At 52.5% G+C, this 17780-nt stretch carries 16 protein-coding genes; 10 read left to right on the top strand and 6 right to left on the bottom strand.

Annotation, left to right across the window (positions count from 1 at the left end; genetic code table 11):
- Nucleotides 1-50: 50 nt before the first annotated feature.
- Entirely contained in the window at nt 51-836 is a 786-nt protein-coding gene (znuB, locus tag OGV69_RS17110) for a zinc ABC transporter permease subunit ZnuB (RefSeq protein ID WP_069324707.1), read from the bottom strand.
- The gene (gene znuC / locus OGV69_RS17105) at nt 833-1588 is read right to left on the bottom strand and encodes a zinc ABC transporter ATP-binding protein ZnuC (protein ID WP_006684140.1); all 756 of its coding nucleotides are present in this window, start codon (nt 1586-1588) and stop codon (nt 833-835) included. The genes znuB and znuC overlap by 4 nt, the downstream gene beginning before the upstream one ends.
- A 78-nt stretch (nt 1589-1666) precedes the next feature.
- Between znuC and znuA the strand changes: the two genes are divergently transcribed.
- The 3 genes from znuA to lpxM all read left to right on the top strand — a co-directional run bounded on the left by znuA (nt 1667) and on the right by lpxM (nt 5037).
- The gene (znuA, locus tag OGV69_RS17100; protein ID WP_038643243.1) at nt 1667-2611 is read left to right on the top strand and encodes a zinc ABC transporter substrate-binding protein ZnuA; all 945 of its coding nucleotides are present in this window, start codon (nt 1667-1669) and stop codon (nt 2609-2611) included.
- A gap of 15 nt (nt 2612-2626) precedes the next feature.
- Nucleotides 2627-3946, top strand: coding sequence for a murein DD-endopeptidase MepM (gene mepM / locus OGV69_RS17095; protein ID WP_050764953.1), 1320 nt, complete (start codon nt 2627-2629; stop codon nt 3944-3946).
- A 119-nt stretch (nt 3947-4065) separates the two neighbouring features.
- Nucleotides 4066-5037, top strand: coding sequence for a lauroyl-Kdo(2)-lipid IV(A) myristoyltransferase (gene lpxM / locus OGV69_RS17090; RefSeq protein WP_069324706.1), 972 nt, complete (start codon nt 4066-4068; stop codon nt 5035-5037).
- A gap of 43 nt (nt 5038-5080) precedes the next feature.
- On the opposite strand, the gene pyk is transcribed toward lpxM, so the two are convergent.
- Nucleotides 5081-6523 (bottom strand): pyruvate kinase, encoded by a 1443-nt coding sequence (gene pyk / locus OGV69_RS17085; RefSeq protein WP_038641420.1) that lies wholly within the window; start codon nt 6521-6523, stop codon nt 5081-5083.
- 118 nt (nt 6524-6641) lie between these two features.
- Nucleotides 6642-7511, bottom strand: coding sequence for a MurR/RpiR family transcriptional regulator (locus OGV69_RS17080; RefSeq protein WP_038643240.1), 870 nt, complete (start codon nt 7509-7511; stop codon nt 6642-6644).
- Nucleotides 7512-7876: 365 nt separating this feature from the next.
- On the opposite strand from OGV69_RS17080, the gene zwf reads away from it, so the two are divergent.
- The 3 genes from zwf to kdgA all read left to right on the top strand — a co-directional run bounded on the left by zwf (nt 7877) and on the right by kdgA (nt 12074).
- The gene (zwf, locus tag OGV69_RS17075; RefSeq protein ID WP_003034896.1) at nt 7877-9352 is read left to right on the top strand and encodes a glucose-6-phosphate dehydrogenase; all 1476 of its coding nucleotides are present in this window, start codon (nt 7877-7879) and stop codon (nt 9350-9352) included.
- Between the two features lie 234 nt (nt 9353-9586).
- A complete protein-coding gene (edd, locus tag OGV69_RS17070; RefSeq protein WP_069324705.1) occupies nt 9587-11398 on the top strand; it encodes a phosphogluconate dehydratase in 1812 nt (603 codons plus the stop codon).
- 34 nt (nt 11399-11432) lie between these two features.
- Nucleotides 11433-12074 carry a bifunctional 4-hydroxy-2-oxoglutarate aldolase/2-dehydro-3-deoxy-phosphogluconate aldolase gene (gene kdgA / locus OGV69_RS17065; RefSeq protein ID WP_038641415.1) on the top strand — a complete coding sequence of 214 codons (642 nt, stop codon included), beginning with the start codon at nt 11433-11435 and terminating at the stop codon, nt 12072-12074.
- 68 nt (nt 12075-12142) lie between these two features.
- On the opposite strand, the gene purT is transcribed toward kdgA, so the two are convergent.
- Entirely contained in the window at nt 12143-13321 is a 1179-nt protein-coding gene (purT, locus tag OGV69_RS17060) for a formate-dependent phosphoribosylglycinamide formyltransferase (RefSeq protein ID WP_069324704.1), read from the bottom strand.
- 132 nt (nt 13322-13453) lie between these two features.
- On the opposite strand from purT, the gene yebG reads away from it, so the two are divergent.
- The 4 genes from yebG (at nt 13454) to ptrB (ending at nt 17135) form a co-directional block, all read left to right on the top strand.
- Nucleotides 13454-13744, top strand: coding sequence for a DNA damage-inducible protein YebG (gene yebG, locus OGV69_RS17055; protein WP_038641410.1), 291 nt, complete (start codon nt 13454-13456; stop codon nt 13742-13744).
- Nucleotides 13745-13865: 121 nt separating this feature from the next.
- Nucleotides 13866-14219 (top strand): protein YebF, encoded by a 354-nt coding sequence (yebF, locus tag OGV69_RS17050; protein WP_038641408.1) that lies wholly within the window; start codon nt 13866-13868, stop codon nt 14217-14219.
- 94 nt (nt 14220-14313) lie between these two features.
- Nucleotides 14314-14973: a tellurite resistance TerB family protein gene (locus OGV69_RS17045; protein ID WP_069324703.1), complete on the top strand. Its 660-nt coding sequence runs from the start codon at nt 14314-14316 to the stop codon at nt 14971-14973.
- A gap of 86 nt (nt 14974-15059) precedes the next feature.
- Complete coding sequence (ptrB, locus tag OGV69_RS17040) at nt 15060-17135, top strand: oligopeptidase B (protein WP_114140343.1); 2076 nt, start codon at nt 15060-15062, stop codon at nt 17133-17135.
- On the opposite strand, the gene exoX is transcribed toward ptrB, so the two are convergent.
- Nucleotides 17117-17779: an exodeoxyribonuclease X gene (gene exoX, locus OGV69_RS17035; RefSeq protein ID WP_038641401.1), complete on the bottom strand. Its 663-nt coding sequence runs from the start codon at nt 17777-17779 to the stop codon at nt 17117-17119. The two genes, ptrB and exoX, sit on opposite strands and share 19 nt — an antisense overlap.
- Nucleotide 17780: the final 1 nt, after the last annotated feature.

The following is a 17780-nucleotide window of genomic DNA, read 5'->3' as shown; positions in this document are numbered from 1 at the left end:
AGGGCGATTTTGTAGGCCCGGTAAGCGCAGCGCCACCGGGCAACACTCGCTTAGCTTGCCTGCTTTTTCATCATACTGAAGATAAACAGCAGCGCGGCACACAGCACTACGGATGGACCTGCTGGGGTATCATAAAAGGCTGAGAAGGTCAGCCCCCCTGTAACCGCTATCATACCCACACCAACGGCGACGCCTGCCATCTGTTCCGGTGTGCGGGCGAAACGACGGGCGGTTGCCGCAGGGATGATCAGCAGAGAGGTGATAATCAGCGCCCCGACAAACTTCATCGCCACACCGATAGTTAAAGCTGTAACCAGCATCAGCAACAGCTTAACGCGTTGCAGCTTCACGCCATCAACAAACGCCAGGTCCGGACTGATGGTCATCGACAGCAGGTTGCGCCATTGCCAGAACAGAATCGCCAGAACGATAATCACGCCAATGGCGATGGAGATGAGATCTTCTGGCGTCACGGCGAGTAAATCACCAAACAGGTAGGCCATCAGATCCACGCGGATGTTTGACATCAAGCTGACGACAACCAGCCCCAATGACAACGCGCTGTGCGCCATAATACCAAGCAAGGTATCGATCGCGAGGTGAGGGCGCTTCTCCAGCCATACCAGACCGGCCGCCAGCATCAGGGTCACGGCAATGACGGCATAGAAAGGATTTACATTCAGCAGCAGACCAAAAGCGACGCCCAGCAGTGAAGCGTGGGCCAGCGTATCACCAAAATAAGACATACGACGCCAGACGACGAACGAGCCGAGTGGGCCGGCGGCACAGGCCAGCATGATCCCGGCTAACCAACCGGGTAATAACAATTCAATCATGAGTGACCATTTCCCCGGCGTAAGACGATACGACCCTGTAAATCGTGGCGATGATTATGATTATGACGGTAAATTCCGAGTTGTTCGGCGCCGCGTTGCCCGAACATTGAGATGAATTCCGGGTGCATGGAAACCACTTCCGGCGCGCCGGAACAGCAAATATGATGGTTGAGGCACAGCACTTCATCGGTTTTAGCCATCACCAGATGCAGGTCATGGGAAACCATCAGTACGGCGCAATCCAGTTCACGTCGTAACTGGTCGATAAGATCGTACAGTGCGACCTGACCATTGACATCCACACCCTGGGTCGGTTCATCAAGAACCAGTAGCTGAGGCTTATTCAATAAAGCACGGGCCAACAGGACGCGTTGCGTTTCCCCGCCAGAGAGTTTTTGCATCGGCGCATTCATCAGATGCCCGGCCTGAACGCGCTTCAGCGCCGGAAGAATATCCTCCTTTTTGGTGCCGGGACGTAAGCGCAGAAAACGACTGACCGTCAGTGGAAGCGTGGTATCGAGGTACAGCTTTTGCGGCACATAGCCAATCCGCAATTGACCATTACGCTTGATAACTCCCTCGTCAGCCGCTACCAGCCCTAAAACAACGCGCACCAGGGTTGACTTCCCGGCACCATTTGGGCCGAGAAGCGTCAAAATTTTACCGGGTCGAAGTTCAAGCGATACGTCAGAAAGGACGCGGCGTTGACCATAAGAGACCGAGACATTTTCCAGTGAAACCAAAGTCGTCATATCAATTTTAGTCTTGCAGAAGTTATAGAATGTTATAATATCACATTTCTTACATTCGTTACGATGATTGGTCGCATTATGTTACATAAAAATACGCTTCTTTTCGCAGCATTATCCGCTGCTCTTTGGGGTAGTGCAACACAGGCGGCAAATGCTGCCGTTGTGGCGTCTCTTAAGCCGCTAGGATTTATCGCTTCAGCCATTGCTGATGGGGTAACTGATACCCAGGTTCTGCTGCCTGACGGGGCTTCCGAACACGATTACTCACTGCGTCCTTCAGACGTAAAACGCTTACAGGGCGCGGACTTAGTCGTGTGGATTGGACCTGAGATGGAAGCGTTTATGGAAAAGTCAGTCAAGAATATTCCTAACGCGAAACAGGTAACGATTGCGCAGCTTAATGACGTGAAACCGTTACTCATGAAAGGTGCTGACGACGACGATGACGATCATGGACACAGCGATGCGGGTGGTGAAAAAAGTGACGAGCATCACCATCACGGCGATTACAACATGCATCTTTGGCTCTCCCCAGAGATAGCGCGGGCCTCAGCGGTTGCAATCCATGAAAAATTAGTGGAACTTATGCCGCAAAGTCGAGCCAAACTTGACGCCAACCTGAAGGATTTTGAGGCACAATTAGCCGCAACCGATAAGCAGGTAGGTAACGAGCTCGCGCCGCTCAAGGGCAAAGGTTATTTCGTTTTTCATGACGCCTATGGCTACTACGAGAAACACTACGGACTAACACCGCTTGGTCACTTTACCGTGAACCCTGAGATTCAACCTGGTGCGCAGCGTTTACATGAAATAAGAACACAGTTGGTTGAGCAAAAAGCAACCTGCGTTTTTGCTGAGCCACAGTTCAGGCCAGCGGTCGTTGAAGCCGTCGCGAGAGGGACAACCGTTCGAATGGGAACGTTGGATCCACTCGGAACGAATATCAAACTGGGTAAAACAAGCTATTCAGCGTTTTTGAACCAATTAGCCAACCAGTATGCGAGCTGCCTGAAAGGAGATTAATGAGGAAGTGAATACGTGCAACAGATAGCCCGCTCTGTCGCTCTGGCATTTAATAATCTGCCGCGACCCCATCGCGTTATGCTGGGGTCGCTTACCGTACTGACATTGGCCGTCGCTGTCTGGCGGCCCTATGTTTACCACCCCGATTCTGCACCCATCGTCAAAACTATCGAGCTGGAAAAAAGCGAGATTCGTTCTCTGTTGCCTGAGGCCAGCGAACCTATCGATCAGGCCGCTCAGGAAGATGAAGCTATCCCCCAGGATGAACTGGATGACAAAACGTCTGGTGAGGCCGGTGTGCATGAGTATGTCGTCTCTACGGGCGATACGCTGAGCAGTATTCTGAATCAGTACGGCATCGATATGGGTGACATCAGCCAGCTTGCTGCTTCCGATAAAGAGTTGCGTAACCTGAAAATTGGCCAGCAACTTTCCTGGACGCTAAGCGCGGAAGGTGACCTGCAACGCCTGACCTGGGAAGTTTCTCGTCGCGAAACCCGTACTTACGATCGCACTGCGACGGGTTTCAAAATGAGTAGCGAAATGCAGCAGGGCGATTGGGTCAACAGCCGTATCAAAGGCACAGTCGGCGGGAGCTTCGTTGCCAGTGCTAAAGATGCCGGGCTGACCAGCTCTGAAATCAGTGCGGTGATCAAGGCCATGCAGTGGCAGATGGATTTCCGCAAACTGAAAAAAGGCGATGAGTTCTCGGTGCTGATGTCTCGCGAAATGCTCGACGGCAAACGTGAGCAAAGCCAACTGCTGGGCGTGCGTTTGCGTTCTGAAGGCAAAGATTATTACGCCATCCGCGCTGAAGACGGTAAGTTCTATGACCGAAATGGTACTGGACTGGCGAAAGGCTTTATGCGTTTCCCAACGGCGAAACAGTTCCGCATCTCCTCGAACTTTAACCCGCGTCGCCTGAACCCGGTGACGGGACGCGTAGCGCCGCATAAAGGTGTCGACTTTGCGATGCCGCAGGGGACGCCAGTGCTATCGGTGGGTGATGGTGAAGTGGTTGTCGCGAAGCGCAGCGGCGCCGCTGGGTACTATGTTGCGGTACGTCATGGTCGCACCTACACTACGCGTTATATGCACCTGCGTAAGCTATTGGTTAAGCCAGGACAAAAAGTGAAACGTGGCGACCGTATCGCGCTGTCAGGCAATACCGGACGTTCAACGGGCCCGCACCTGCATTACGAAGTTTGGATCAACCAGCAGGCTGTTAACCCGCTGACGGCGAAACTGCCGCGTACAGAAGGGTTGACCGGTTCAGATCGCACTGATTACCTGGCACAGGTGAAAGAAGTTGTTCCTCAACTGCGTTTTGATTAATTAGCACACTGACAGAGCCGGTACGCGATGCGTGCCGGCTTTTTTATTTTGTACGGCACACGGTGCGCCGCTACACTATCAGCAGATTTACTTTTCGCGATACCAGACACTGGAAGAGCATGGAAACGAAAAAAAAGAATATTGAGTATATCCCTGAGTTTCACAAATCATTTCGCCATCCGCGCTACTGGGGCGCCTGGCTTGGCGTGGCGGCGATAGCCGGGATTGCGTTAACGCCAGCATCATTCCGCGATCCTATTTTGGCAAAGCTCGGACGGCTCGCCGGAAGACTGGGAAAAAGCTCGCGTCGCAGAGCATTGATCAATTTGTCTCTCTGCTTTCCTGAGCGTAGTGAAGCTGAGCGCGAGGCCATTGTCGATGAAATGTTCGCGACCGCGCCTCAGGCGATGGTCATGATGGCGGAACTGGCGATACGCGGCCCGGAGAAAATTCAGAGTCGGGTTGACTGGCAAGGCCTGGATATCATCGAAGAGATGCGTCGCAACGATGAAAAGGTGATTTTTCTCGTTCCTCATGGCTGGGGGGTGGACATCCCGGCGATGTTGATGGCTTCCCAGGGGCAGAAAATGGCGGCGATGTTCCACAACCAGGGAAACCCGGTATTCGATTACGTCTGGAACACGGTGCGCCGTCGTTTCGGTGGCCGCCTGCATGCGCGTAATGATGGTATCAAACCGTTTATTCAGTCTGTACGTCAGGGATATTGGGGATACTATTTGCCGGATCAGGACCATGGTCCTGAACACAGCGAGTTTGTGGACTTTTTTGCGACCTATAAAGCAACGTTACCGGCGATTGGTCGTCTGATGAAAGTATGCCACGCCCGCGTGGTGCCTCTGTTCCCGGTATATGATGGTAAAACGCACCGCCTGACGATCCAGGTACGTCCTCCGATGGATGACATCCTGACGGCGGATGATCACACTATTGCCAGACGAATGAACGAAGAGGTGGAAATTTTTGTTGCCCCACGCCTTGAGCAATACACCTGGATTTTAAAACTGCTTAAGACGCGTAAACCGGGTGAAATTGAGCCTTATAAACGCAAAGATCTCTATCCGAAGAAATAAAAAAGGCCTCTCATGTGAGAGGCCTTTTTACATCAGACGGTAGTTACTCGACGGTCAGAATACGCGTGGTATTGGTTGAGCCAATGGTACTCATGACATCGCCCTGGGTCACAATCACCAGGTCGCCGGAAACCAGATAACCTTTATCGCGCAGGAGGTTCACCGCTTCATTGGCGGCAACCACGCCATCAGTTTCGCTGTCAAAGTGAACCGGGGTGACACCGCGATACAGAGAGGTCAGATTCAGCGTACGCTCATGACGAGACATCGCGAAAATCGGCAGGCCAGAACTGATACGAGAGGTCATCAGCGCGGTACGACCAGACTCAGTCATCGCGATGATAGCGGTTACCCCTTTCAGGTGGTTAGCGGCATACATCGCTGACATAGCAATTGCTTCTTCGACGTTGTCAAACTGCACGTCAAGACGGTGTTTGGAGACATTGATGCTCGGGATCTTCTCGGCACCCAGGCATACGCGAGCCATTGCCGCGACGGTTTCTGCCGGGTACTGGCCTGCTGCCGTTTCTGCAGAGAGCATAACGGCATCGGTACCGTCCAGAACGGCGTTAGCCACGTCCATCACTTCCGCACGGGTCGGCATTGGGTTGGTAATCATCGACTCCATCATCTGTGTGGCGGTAATGACCGCACGGTTCAGCTGACGTGCGCGACGAATCAACGCTTTTTGAATACCTACCAGCTCAGGATCGCCGATTTCAACGCCCAGGTCGCCACGCGCGACCATCACCACGTCGGAAGCCAGAATGATGTCATCCATCGCATTCTGGTCGCAGACAGCTTCCGCACGTTCTACCTTGGCGACGATTTTCGCATCGCAACCTGCGTCGCGCGCCAGACGACGGGCATAGTTCAGGTCTTCGCCGCAGCGCGGGAAGGAGACGGCCAGATAATCAACGCTGATTTGCGCTGCAGTGACGATGTCAGCTTTATCTTTTTCGGTCAGGGCTTCAGCAGAAAGACCGCCGCCCAGTTTGTTGATGCCCTTATTATTGGACAGCGGGCCGCCGACGGTGACTTCGGTGAAGACTTTCATTCCCTGGACTTCCAGCACCTTAAGCTGTACGCGACCGTCATCAAGTAGCAGGATATCGCCTGGCACGACGTCAGCAGGCAGACCTTTATAATCGATCCCGACTTTTTCTTTGTCGCCTTCGCCTTTGCCAAGGTTGGCGTCTAACAGGAACTTGTCGCCAACATTAAGAAAAACTTTACCTTCTTTAAAGGTTGATACGCGGATTTTAGGTCCCTGCAGGTCACCCAAAATAGCTACATGGCGTCCCAGTTTTGCGGCAATTTCACGGACCTTATCCGCCCGCATTTTGTGATCTTCTGGAGAGCCGTGCGAAAAGTTCATACGTACGACGTTCGCACCCGCAGCGATAATTTTTTCGAGGTTGTTATCGCGATCAGTTGCTGGGCCTAACGTGGTAACGATTTTGGTTCTGCGAAGCCTTCTGGACATGTAATACTCCGTTGACTGAAACAACTAGGTGTTGCGTGAACATTAATCCGGTCGTTCTCAAACATTGACGGTAAATGAACGACCCGGATGATAAAAGGGTAGAACATTGTTATTGCTTTTAGCGATCATCACTCTTGATGAGTAATTCTTTATCAAAACGCGATTCCTTGAGTGCTTCCTTGACACGCTTCAAGTTATCTCTAAATTTTGCCCCGCGGCGCAAAGTAAATCCTGTAGCCAGCACATCTATCACGGTCAGTTGAGCAAGTCGAGAGACCATGGGCATATAAATGTCAGTATCTTCCGGTACGTCGAGGGTAATGGCCAGCGTGGCTTCGCGCGCCAGCGGCGTGCCGGGAGAGGTCAAGGCGATAACCATCGCGTCGTTTTCCCTCGCCAACTGCGCCAGTTCAACCAGAGTTTTGGTTCTTCCGGTATGCGAAATCAGCACAATAACGTCGTCGTCGCTACAATTCATGCAACTCATACGTTGCAGTACAATATCGTCGGAATAGATCACCGGTACGTTAAAACGAAAAAATTTGTTCATCGCGTCGTGCGCTACCGCGGCGGAAGACCCAAGGCCAAAAAAGGCAATTTTCTTCGCCTGGGTTAACAAATCCACCGCCCTGTTTACCGCGGTGTTATCCAGAGACTGGCGAACGTGGTCAAGACTTGCCATCGCCGACTCGAAGATTTTTCCCGTGTAAGATTCTACGCTGTCATCCTCATCCACATTACGATTAACATAAGGGGTGCCATTTGCCAGACTTTGCGCCAGATGAAGTTTAAAATCAGGAAAGCCGCGCGTATCCATACTGCGACAGAAGCGGTTCACCGTCGGCTCGCTGACGTTGGCTTCCAGCGCAAGCGCAGCGATGCTTGAATGGATTGCCCGGTCGGGTGAGGCAAGAATAATGTCAGCGACTTTACGCTCTGATTTGCTCAACTGTTCCAGTTTTAACTGGATTTTTTCCAGCATATTCATGATGTAGGTCGACTCATGGCTCATGGGAAAAAACGATTTCAGCGATACGGGGAAATCGGGGGATACATTTGCTAGATATTACCCCTGCCACGGAAGGAACGGGGCAAAATGGACAGAATAGTTGTTGTTTTTTTTCATTACATGATCGAAGTCTGGTTTTGTTACTTCTTCATGGCTACGAAAAAAAGCGACTTTTTTATCCATTTTGCAGAGGTAAACGCCAATCAAACGCCTGTTTGCGGTAACAGCACGGCTGGATAAGCGTTTACGGTTTCCGGATTCACGTAAAAGCAGTACAGTGCACTGTAATAAAATTACAACCAGTTTCTGGCAAAAGCACCAGACACTTAATTGAGGAGAATGACATGGCGGTAACGCAAACAGCCCAGGCATGTGACCTGGTCATTTTCGGCGCGAAGGGCGACCTGGCGCGGCGGAAATTGCTGCCTTCCCTGTATCAACTGGAAAAGGCCGGCCAGATTAACCCGGAAACCCGTATCATCGGGGTAGGGCGTGCCGACTGGGACAAAGCAGCCTATACCAAGGTTGTGCGCGAAGCGCTCGAAACCTTCATGAAAGAAAAAATTGATGAAGGTTTGTGGGAGACCCTCAGCGGCCGTCTGGAGTTTTGTAATCTGGATGTCAATGATACCGCCGCATTTAGCCGTCTGGGTGAAATGCTGGATCAGAAATCACGGACCACGATTAACTATTTCGCGATGCCGCCAAGCACCTTTGGCGCGATCTGCAAAGGTTTGGGTGAAGCAAAGCTGAATGCTAAACCTGCCCGCGTCGTGATGGAAAAACCGTTGGGAACGTCATTGGCAACATCGCGCGAGATCAATGATCAGGTCGGTGAATATTTCGAAGAGTGTCAGGTTTATCGTATCGACCACTATCTCGGTAAAGAGACGGTGCTGAACCTGCTGGCACTGCGTTTTGCCAACTCCCTGTTTGTAAACAACTGGGATAACCGCACGATCGATCACGTTGAAATTACCGTCGCGGAAGAAGTGGGTATTGAAGGTCGCTGGGGCTATTTTGACCAGGCCGGTCAAATGCGCGACATGATCCAAAACCACCTGCTGCAGATCTTGTGCATGATCGCGATGTCTCCGCCGTCGGACCTGAGCGCTGACAGCATTCGTGATGAAAAAGTGAAGGTACTGAAATCACTACGCCGTATCGACCGCTCAAACGTGCGTGAAAAGACGGTTCGCGGTCAGTACACCGCGGGTTTTGCCCAGGGCAAAAAAGTTCCAGGATATCTGGAAGAAGAGGGCGCGAACAAAAGCAGCAATACGGAAACGTTTGTGGCGATCCGTGTGGATATCGATAACTGGCGTTGGGCGGGCGTTCCGTTCTATCTGCGTACCGGCAAGCGTTTACCGACGAAGTGCTCTGAAGTTGTCGTCTATTTCAAAACGCCTGAGCTGAATCTGTTCCGGGAATCCTGGCAGGATCTGCCGCAGAACAAGCTGACTATTCGTTTGCAGCCTGATGAAGGTGTTGATATCCAGGTGCTGAACAAAGTGCCGGGTCTGGACCACAAGCATAACCTGCAAATCACCAAGCTTGATCTGAGCTATTCCGAAACCTTTAACCAGACGCATCTGGCCGACGCCTATGAGCGACTGCTGCTTGAAACGATGCGCGGTATTCAGGCGCTGTTTGTGCGTCGTGATGAAGTTGAAGAAGCCTGGAAGTGGGTCGACTCAATTACCGAAGCATGGGCGATGGACAACGATGCGCCGAAGCCGTATCAGGCAGGGACCTGGGGACCGGTTGCCTCTGTGGCAATGATCACCCGAGATGGTCGTTCCTGGAACGAATTCGAGTAAAAGATCGCCTTACCCATAGGAGTTATTTTACCGGTAACATGATCTAACACAGATTGCAGAATAATTTTTGCACTTTTAAGCCTCGCGTGGATTCACCCGCGGGGCTTTTTTTATTACACTGCCTGAAACGATTTTGCCCCTGAGCTACGGCAAACAAGCGATTCAGCACTTTTTAACACGACTGATAAGCATTGTTAACCCTACCGCTCTGACAGATAAATTTTAGGAGCCTCTATGAATCCGAATTTGTTACGCGTAACACAACGTATCGTCGAACGTTCTCGCCATACACGTTCCGCCTACCTCGCCCGTATTGAACAAGCTAAATCGACCACCGTTCATCGTTCGCAACTGGCATGCGGTAACCTGGCGCATGGCTTTGCCGCGTGTCAACCGGACGATAAAGCATCGCTGAAAAGCATGCTGCGTAACAATATCGCGATCATTACCTCCTACAACGACATGCTTTCTGCGCATCAGCCATATGAACATTATCCGGCTATCATTCGCCAGGCGCTGCATGAAGCCAATGCGGTAGGTCAGGTTGCCGGTGGTGTGCCGGCCATGTGTGACGGTGTTACCCAGGGACAGGATGGGATGGAGCTTTCGCTGCTCAGTCGTGAAGTGATTGCGATGTCAGCGGCTGTAGGTCTCTCTCACAATATGTTCGATGGCGCGTTGTTCCTCGGCGTGTGCGATAAAATTGTCCCTGGCCTGGTGATGGCGGCGCTGTCATTCGGTCATCTGCCGTCAATCTTCATTCCTTCCGGGCCGATGGCGAGCGGCCTGGCGAACAAAGAAAAAGTGCGTATTCGTCAACTCTATGCGGAAGGCAAAGTTGATCGCATGGCGCTGCTCGAGTCCGAGGCGGCGTCTTATCACGCACCGGGTACCTGTACGTTCTACGGTACGGCGAATACCAACCAGATGGTCGTTGAGTTCATGGGGATGCAACTGCCAGGCTCCTCATTCGTCCATCCGGATGCGCCGCTGCGTGAAGCGTTGACCGCTGCTGCCGCCCGTCAGGTTACGCGTCTTACCGGGAACGGCAATGAATGGATGCCGATCGGTAAAATGATCGATGAAAAAGTGGTGGTGAACGGAATTGTGGCGCTGCTGGCGACCGGGGGCTCAACTAACCACACGATGCATCTGGTGGCCATGGCGCGCGCGGCCGGGATTCTGATTAACTGGGATGACTTCTCCGATCTGTCCGATATCGTGCCGCTGATGGCGCGTTTGTACCCGAACGGTCCGGCGGATATTAACCATTTCCAGGCGGCGGGCGGCGTACCGGTGCTAATGCGTGAGCTGCTGAACGCGGGTCTGCTGCATGAAGATGTGAATACCGTTGCCGGATTCGGTTTATCGCGTTACACCATGGAGCCGTGGCTTAACAACGGTGAACTGGACTGGCGCGAAGGGGCGGCGAAATCACTGGACAGCAACGTGATTGCCACCTTTGACCAACCTTTCTCTCACCACGGCGGCACTAAAGTGCTGAGCGGTAACCTCGGGCGCGCAGTGATGAAAACGTCGGCGGTACCGGTTGAAAATCAGGTTATTGAAGCGCCGGCAGTTGTTTTTGAAAGTCAGCACGATGTGTTACCGGCGTTCGATGCCGGTCTGCTTGACCGCGATTGCGTAGTTGTTGTGCGTCATCAGGGACCAAAAGCGAACGGAATGCCAGAATTACATAAACTCATGCCGCCACTTGGTGTATTATTGGACCGTTGTTTCAAAATTGCGTTAGTTACCGATGGACGACTTTCAGGTGCTTCAGGTAAAGTGCCTTCAGCAATCCATGTAACCCCAGAAGCCTATGATGGTGGTCTGCTGGCAAAAGTACGTGATGGCGACATCATTCGTGTGAATGGACAGACAGGTGAATTGACGCTGCTGGTTGACGAAGAAGAACTTGCCTCACGTCAGCCTCACATTCCAGACTTCAGCGCATCGCGCGTGGGGACCGGACGTGAAATGTTCAGCGCGTTGCGTGAGAAGCTGTCCGGAGCGGAGCAGGGCGCAACCTGTATCACTTTTTAAGACTTATTTTGTAATCAGGCGAGAGAAAACTCTGATGAAAAACTGGAAGACAAGTGCAGAAGCAATCCTGACCACTGGCCCGGTTGTACCGGTTATTGTGGTTAATAAACTGGAACATGCGGTGCCGATGGCAAAAGCGCTGGTTGCAGGTGGCGTGCGCGTTCTGGAAGTGACCTTACGTACCGCATGTGCGATGGATGCCATTCGCGCGATCGCGAAAGAAGTTCCGGACGCCATCGTCGGCGCAGGTACTGTACTGAATCCGCAACAACTGGCTGAAGTCACCGAAGCCGGTGCGCAGTTTGCTATCAGCCCGGGTCTGACCGAGCCGCTGTTAAAAGCCGCAACGGAAGGGACTATTCCGCTGATCCCTGGCATCAGCACGGTTTCTGAACTGATGCTGGGTATGGACTACGGATTGAAAGAGTTCAAATTCTTCCCGGCGGAAGCGAACGGCGGTACTAAAGCGCTGCAGGCGATTGCGGGCCCGTTCTCTCAGGTACGTTTCTGCCCAACCGGTGGTATCTCTCCGGCGAATTACCGTGACTACCTCGCGCTGAAAAGCGTGCTGTGCATCGGTGGTTCCTGGCTGGTTCCGGCAGATGCGCTGGAAGCTGGCGATTACGAACGCATTACCAAACTGGCTCGTGAAGCAGTAGAAGGCGCGAAGCAGTAAGCCGTTAATGTGTAAACCGTAGGCCGGATGCGGCATCAACGCCTTATCCGGCCTACGGGTCTGGTTTTTTATCCTGTAACTTTCACCTGTGCGGCGGCGTGTTTCGCGCGTTCAACCGCGTCTTCAATGGTTTGCGCTGTAGCCAGTACCACGCCTAAACGACGGCTCCCGTCGATCTCCGGCTTACCAAAGAATCGTACTTGCAGGCCAGCGCCCACGGCGGCCTGTACGTTATCAAACGTCACATTCTGGCTGCTAAGTTGCGGCAGAATAACGGCGGAAGCGGAAGGCCCGTACTGACGGATTGCGCCAACGGGCAGACCGAGAAATGCGCGGACGTGCAAGGCAAATTCAGACAGGTCCTGCGAAATTAAGGTCACCATCCCGGTGTCGTGCGGGCGAGGGGAGACTTCGCTAAAAATGACCTCATCACCGCAGACAAACAGCTCCACGCCAAACAGACCGTAGCCGCCTAACGCCAGCACGACTTTACGGGCAATCTCCTGCGCGCGCGCCAGCGCCAGGTCGCTCATCTGCTGAGGCTGCCAGGATTCACGATAATCGCCATCTTCCTGACGATGCCCTACCGGCGCGCAAAAGTGTACGCCATCAACAGCGCTAACGGTAAGCAGGGTAATTTCAAAATCAAAATCTACCACGCCTTCGACGATAACGCGCCCGGCGCCTGCCCGGCCTCCCTGTTGAGCATAGTTCCAGGCTTCGGTGAGCCGATCGGCTGAACGAATAAAGCTTTGCCCCTTACCTGAGGAACTCATTACTGGCTTCACGATGCAAGGAAAGCCGATTTCGGCGACGGCCTCGCGAAAGCGAGTTTCGCTGTCTGCAAAGCGGAAAGAAGAGGTTGGTAAAGACAGCTCCTCTGCGGCGAGGCGACGGATCCCTTCGCGGTTCATGGTCAGTTGGGTTGCTCGTGCGCACGGCACAACGTGTTGCCCTTCCTGTTCCAGCTTTACCAGCATATCCGTGGCAATCGCCTCTATTTCCGGCACGATATAATGTGGTTTTTCACGCTCGACAACCTCGCGTAACGCTTCGCCATCGAGCATATTGATTACGTATGTGCGATGGGCAACGTGCATGGCTGGCGCGTCGGGGTAACGATCCACGGCAATGACTTCCACACCCAGCCGTTGGCATTCGATCGCCACTTCTTTACCCAGTTCACCTGAACCTAATAACATCACTCGCGTTGCTGCGGGACGCAGCGCTGTGCCTAATAACGTCATAAATTAATCCCCTGTTTTATCTGGGCGCAGTATATACGAAAACGTTTGCGTCTGTCTTTATTACCAGGTTGATTTCAGGGCGCAAAAAGAATATACTGTACATAAATACAGGTAATTTAAGAGGCTGCAAAAATGGCGGTTGAAGTTAAATACGTAGTCATTCGGGAAGGTGAGGAAAAAATGTCGTTTACCAGCAAAAAGGAAGCCGATGCGTATGACAAAATGCTTGATACAGCGGATTTGCTCGACACATGGCTGGAGCAGTCACCGGTAGCGCTTGAAGACGAGCAGCGTGAAGCGCTTTCCCTGTGGCTGGCTGAGCAAAAAGATGTGCTGAGCGCCATCCTGAAAAACGGCAAGCTGCCGTCTCCGCAGGCCGTTAAAGATGACGCGCACGCTGAGGATGATACCCAGGCTGCCTGAAACGACTTGCGCTCCTGACGTTTTGTACCATGCTTTTCCCTGAATCATTGTGCAATCCCTGACGTCCTTTCGCGTTGCTACATGCAACCGGAAAGAAGAAGGGGAGATAAAGGAGAAAAAAATGTATAAAAAAAGAGCGTTGTTAAGCCTGCTGTTGTTATCTGCCAGCGTATCTGTTTTTGCGGCAAACATGGAAAGCAAAAATGTTCAGTTTCCAAAATGCGAAGGGCTGAATGCTGATGGTATTGCGGCGAGCGTGAAACGTGATTATCAGCAAAATCGCATCGCGCGCTGGGCTGACGATCAAAAGCGTGTTGGGCAAGCCGATCCTGTCGCCTGGGTTAATACCCCCGATATTACGGGCAAAGATGGCAAATGGTCGGTCCCGCTGACGGTTCGCGGAAAAAGCGCGGATATTCACTATCAGGTAAAAGTCGACTGCCAGGCCGGAACGGCGGAGTATCAACCGCAGTAATGAGCGTATTTGCACATCTTTTGATGAGCTGAACACTTCCTGACATCCCCTCGGGTACGCTTTGACGATTATTCGTCTGTACTTGAGGGGCAAAATGGCTAACTGGCTGAACCAACTACAATCTCTTCTTGGGCAAAAAGGATCCTCCGCATCATCTTCCGGCGAGCAAGGGCTGAGTAAACTTCTGGTCCCTGGCGCGTTAGGCGGTCTGGCGGGATTACTGGTTGCCAACAAATCCTCACGTAAGTTACTGAGCAAATACGGCACCAGCGGGCTTCTGGTGGGTGGTGGTGCGGTTGCCGGAACCGTGCTGTGGAACAAATACAAAGATAAAGTTCGCGCCGCGCATCAGGATGAGCCGCAGTTCGGCGTACAAAGCTCGCCGCTGGATGAGCGAACTGAACGCCTGATCCTGGCGCTGGTTTTTGCGGCTAAAAGCGATGGTCATATTGATGCCAAAGAGCGTACCGCCATTGAACAGCAGCTTCGTGAAGCGGGTGTTGAGGAGCAAGGCCGCGTTCTGATTGAGCGGGCTATCGAACAGCCGCTGGATCCTCAGCGCCTGGCGCAAGGGATCCGCAACGAAGAAGAGGCGCTGGAAATTTACTTCCTGAGCTGTGCGGCGATTGATATCGACCACTTTATGGAGCGCAGCTACCTGAATGCGCTGGGTGATGCGTTGAAGATCCCACAGGATGTTCGTGACGGCATTGAACAGGATCTCAAGGCGCAAAAACAGGCTTTACCGGGTTAATTACTTATCGCTAAGGCGCATGTTTCGCTTGCATCATCGCTGTCTTTTGCCACCCTTATAGGATGTTTAAGCAAAAGAACAATGACATGCTACCAAAAGCTTCTCGTATTCCTCACGCCATGACGCAGCATGGCGATACACGTGTTGATAATTATTACTGGTTGCGAGACGACACCCGCTCGCAGCCGGACGTGCTCGAATACCTGCAACAGGAAAATGCGTATGGCCATCAGGTTATGGCTTCGCAGCAGGCTTTGCAGGACCGCGTTCTGAAAGAAATTATCGACCGTATTCCCCCACAGGATGCGTCCGCTCCCTATGTGAAAAATGGTTATCGTTACCGGCATATTTATGAACCGGGATGTGAATATGCCATTTATCAGCGCCAGTCGGTTCTCAGCGAAGAGTGGGATGAATGGAATACTCTGCTGGACGGCAACCAGCGCGCAGCCCACAGTGAATTTTATACGCTGGGAGGGCTGGCGATATCACCCGATAACAGCATTATGGCGCTGGCCGAAGATTACCTCTCTCGTCGGCAATATGGCGTTCGCTTTCGCAACCTGGAAAGCGGCAACTGGTATCCGGAAGTACTGGATAACGTTGAAGCGGATCTGGTCTGGGCGAATGATTCCCAGACCTTCTATTACGTTCGCAAACACGCCACGACGTTACTGCCGTACCAGGTCTGGCGGCATACCGTCGGATCTCCCTCGTCACTGGACGAATTGGTGTATGAAGAAGCCGATGACATGTTTTATGTCAGTCTGCATAAAACCACCTCGTTGCATTATGTGGTGATCCATATCGCCAGCGCGACGACCAGTGAGGTTCTGCTGTTGGATGCAGAACTGGCCGACGCCGAACCGTTGCTTTTTTTAGCGCGGCGTAAAGACCACGAGTACAGCCTCGATCACTATCAGCACAAGTTTTATCTGCGCTCTAATCGTGAAGGTAAAAACTTTGGTCTGTACCGCACGCGCGTACGCAATGAACAAGCGTGGGAGGCGCTGATCCCGCCGCGCGAAAACGTCATGCTGGAGGGGTTTACCCTGTTTACCGACTGGCTGGTGGTGGAAGAACGCCAGCAGGGTTTAACCAGCCTGCGTCAGATCAATCGCAAAACGCGCGAAGTGATCGGTATCGCCTTTGACGATCCGGCGTATGTGACCTGGCTTGCCTATAACCCGGAACCGGAGACATCGCGCCTGCGCTATGGCTATTCCTCCATGACCACGCCGGACACGTTGTTTGAACTGGATATGGACACCGGGGAGCGTCGCGTGCTTAAGCAGACGGAGGTCCCCGGATTTGATGCGGCGAATTACCGCAGCGAACATGTCTGGATCACCGCGCGCGATGGTACCGAGGTTCCGGTCTCACTGGTTTATCATCAAAAGTATTTCCTGAAAGGGAAAAACCCATTACTGGTTTACGGCTATGGTTCGTATGGCGCCAGTATGGATGCTGATTTCAGTAGCAGCCGTTTAAGCTTATTGGATCGCGGCTTTGTTTATGCCATTGCCCATGTGCGTGGCGGCGGTGAGTTGGGTCAGCAATGGTACGAAGACGGTAAGTTTCTGCACAAGAAAAATACCTTTAATGATTACCTCGACGTCTGCGATGCGCTGCTAAAAATGGGCTATGGCGCCCCATCGTTATGTTACGGCATGGGGGGAAGCGCCGGCGGAATGTTAATGGGTGTCGCCATCAACGAGCGCCCGGAGTTGTTCCATGGCGTGATTGCCCAGGTGCCGTTTGTTGATGTGGTGACCACGATGCTGGATGAGTCAATTCCACTCACCACCGGTGAATTTGAGGAATGGGGTAATCCTCAGGATCCGCAATACTATGCGTATATGAAAAGCTACAGCCCCTATGACAACGTCACCGCGCAGGATTATCCGCATTTGCTGGTCACGACGGGATTACACGACTCCCAGGTGCAATACTGGGAACCGGCAAAGTGGGTGGCAAAATTGCGTGAGCTGAAAACGGACGATCGCTTGCTGTTACTGTGCACGGATATGGATTCCGGGCACGGCGGTAAGTCCGGGCGTTTTAAATCTTACGAAGGCGTGGCCCTGGAGTACGCGTTTTTGATTGGGCTGGCACAGGGAACGCTGTCTGGGCAAGCTTCAGATCAGATGTTATCCAGATAGTGCTTCAGCGTTAATCGCAGCTCCGGGCTCATACTGTCGAGGTTATTAAATAACCAACGCAGATAGCCCGGATCGCGTTCTGCCACCTCTGATACCGGTTTTCCACGGTATTTACCAAATGTGAAAGTAGTGAGTAATGCAGGGCGGCCGGTAATGTCGACCATCTGCTCTGCGGTCCAGCCTGAAGTCTGCATGATGTCGATCAGCAAAGCCGCAGTGATGTAGCAATCGTACAGAGCGCGGTGGTGATGCAGGCCTGCAGGCGTCTGAACGTTCAGCTTACGTGATTTGTACAGCGCCATATTGCTGTATTTGATTCCTGGCCACAATCGACGGGAGAGCTTCATGGTGCAGATCCACTCTCCGGGCATCTCTGGCAATACGCGGCGGTCGAAACTTGCGTTGTGCGCCACATACCACTCACTGCCGTAATAGTGCGGAATGATATCTTCAATCCATGGCTTATCGGCTACCATCGCTTCAGTAATGCGATGAATAGCCATCGCTTGGGGGCTAATGGGGCGGTCAGGGCGCACCAGGTGGCTCATTGGGTTAACTATCTTTCCATCAACCACATCGACAGAAGCAATCTCAACAATGCCTCCCTGCAGACCACAGGTTTCTGTATCTATTATGCGCAACATG

The sequence above is a fragment of the Citrobacter sp. Cc139 genome, assembly GCF_030334645.1.
GTDB classification, from domain to species: domain Bacteria; phylum Pseudomonadota; class Gammaproteobacteria; order Enterobacterales; family Enterobacteriaceae; genus Citrobacter; species Citrobacter werkmanii.
This window is presented reverse-complemented; position numbering and strand designations above follow the sequence as displayed.

Excerpts from the sequence above, each read along its gene's own strand:
- znuB (WP_069324707.1), bottom strand. The coding sequence starts at position 836 with ATGATTGAATTGTTATTACCCGGTTGGTTAGCCGGGATCATGCTGGCC.
- znuC (WP_006684140.1), bottom strand. The coding sequence starts at position 1,588 with ATGACGACTTTGGTTTCACTGGAAAATGTCTCGGTCTCTTATGGTCAA.
- znuA (WP_038643243.1), top strand. The coding sequence starts at position 1,667 with ATGTTACATAAAAATACGCTTCTTTTCGCAGCATTATCCGCTGCTCTT.
- lpxM (WP_069324706.1), top strand. The coding sequence starts at position 4,066 with ATGGAAACGAAAAAAAAGAATATTGAGTATATCCCTGAGTTTCACAAA.
- pyk (WP_038641420.1), bottom strand. The coding sequence starts at position 6,523 with ATGTCCAGAAGGCTTCGCAGAACCAAAATCGTTACCACGTTAGGCCCA.
- OGV69_RS17080 (WP_038643240.1), bottom strand. The coding sequence starts at position 7,511 with ATGAATATGCTGGAAAAAATCCAGTTAAAACTGGAACAGTTGAGCAAA.
- zwf (WP_003034896.1), top strand. The coding sequence starts at position 7,877 with ATGGCGGTAACGCAAACAGCCCAGGCATGTGACCTGGTCATTTTCGGC.
- edd (WP_069324705.1), top strand. The coding sequence starts at position 9,587 with ATGAATCCGAATTTGTTACGCGTAACACAACGTATCGTCGAACGTTCT.
- kdgA (WP_038641415.1), top strand. The coding sequence starts at position 11,433 with ATGAAAAACTGGAAGACAAGTGCAGAAGCAATCCTGACCACTGGCCCG.
- purT (WP_069324704.1), bottom strand. The coding sequence starts at position 13,321 with ATGACGTTATTAGGCACAGCGCTGCGTCCCGCAGCAACGCGAGTGATG.
- yebG (WP_038641410.1), top strand. The coding sequence starts at position 13,454 with ATGGCGGTTGAAGTTAAATACGTAGTCATTCGGGAAGGTGAGGAAAAA.
- yebF (WP_038641408.1), top strand. The coding sequence starts at position 13,866 with ATGTATAAAAAAAGAGCGTTGTTAAGCCTGCTGTTGTTATCTGCCAGC.
- OGV69_RS17045 (WP_069324703.1), top strand. The coding sequence starts at position 14,314 with ATGGCTAACTGGCTGAACCAACTACAATCTCTTCTTGGGCAAAAAGGA.
- ptrB (WP_114140343.1), top strand. The coding sequence starts at position 15,060 with ATGCTACCAAAAGCTTCTCGTATTCCTCACGCCATGACGCAGCATGGC.
- exoX (WP_038641401.1), bottom strand. The coding sequence starts at position 17,779 with ATGTTGCGCATAATAGATACAGAAACCTGTGGTCTGCAGGGAGGCATT.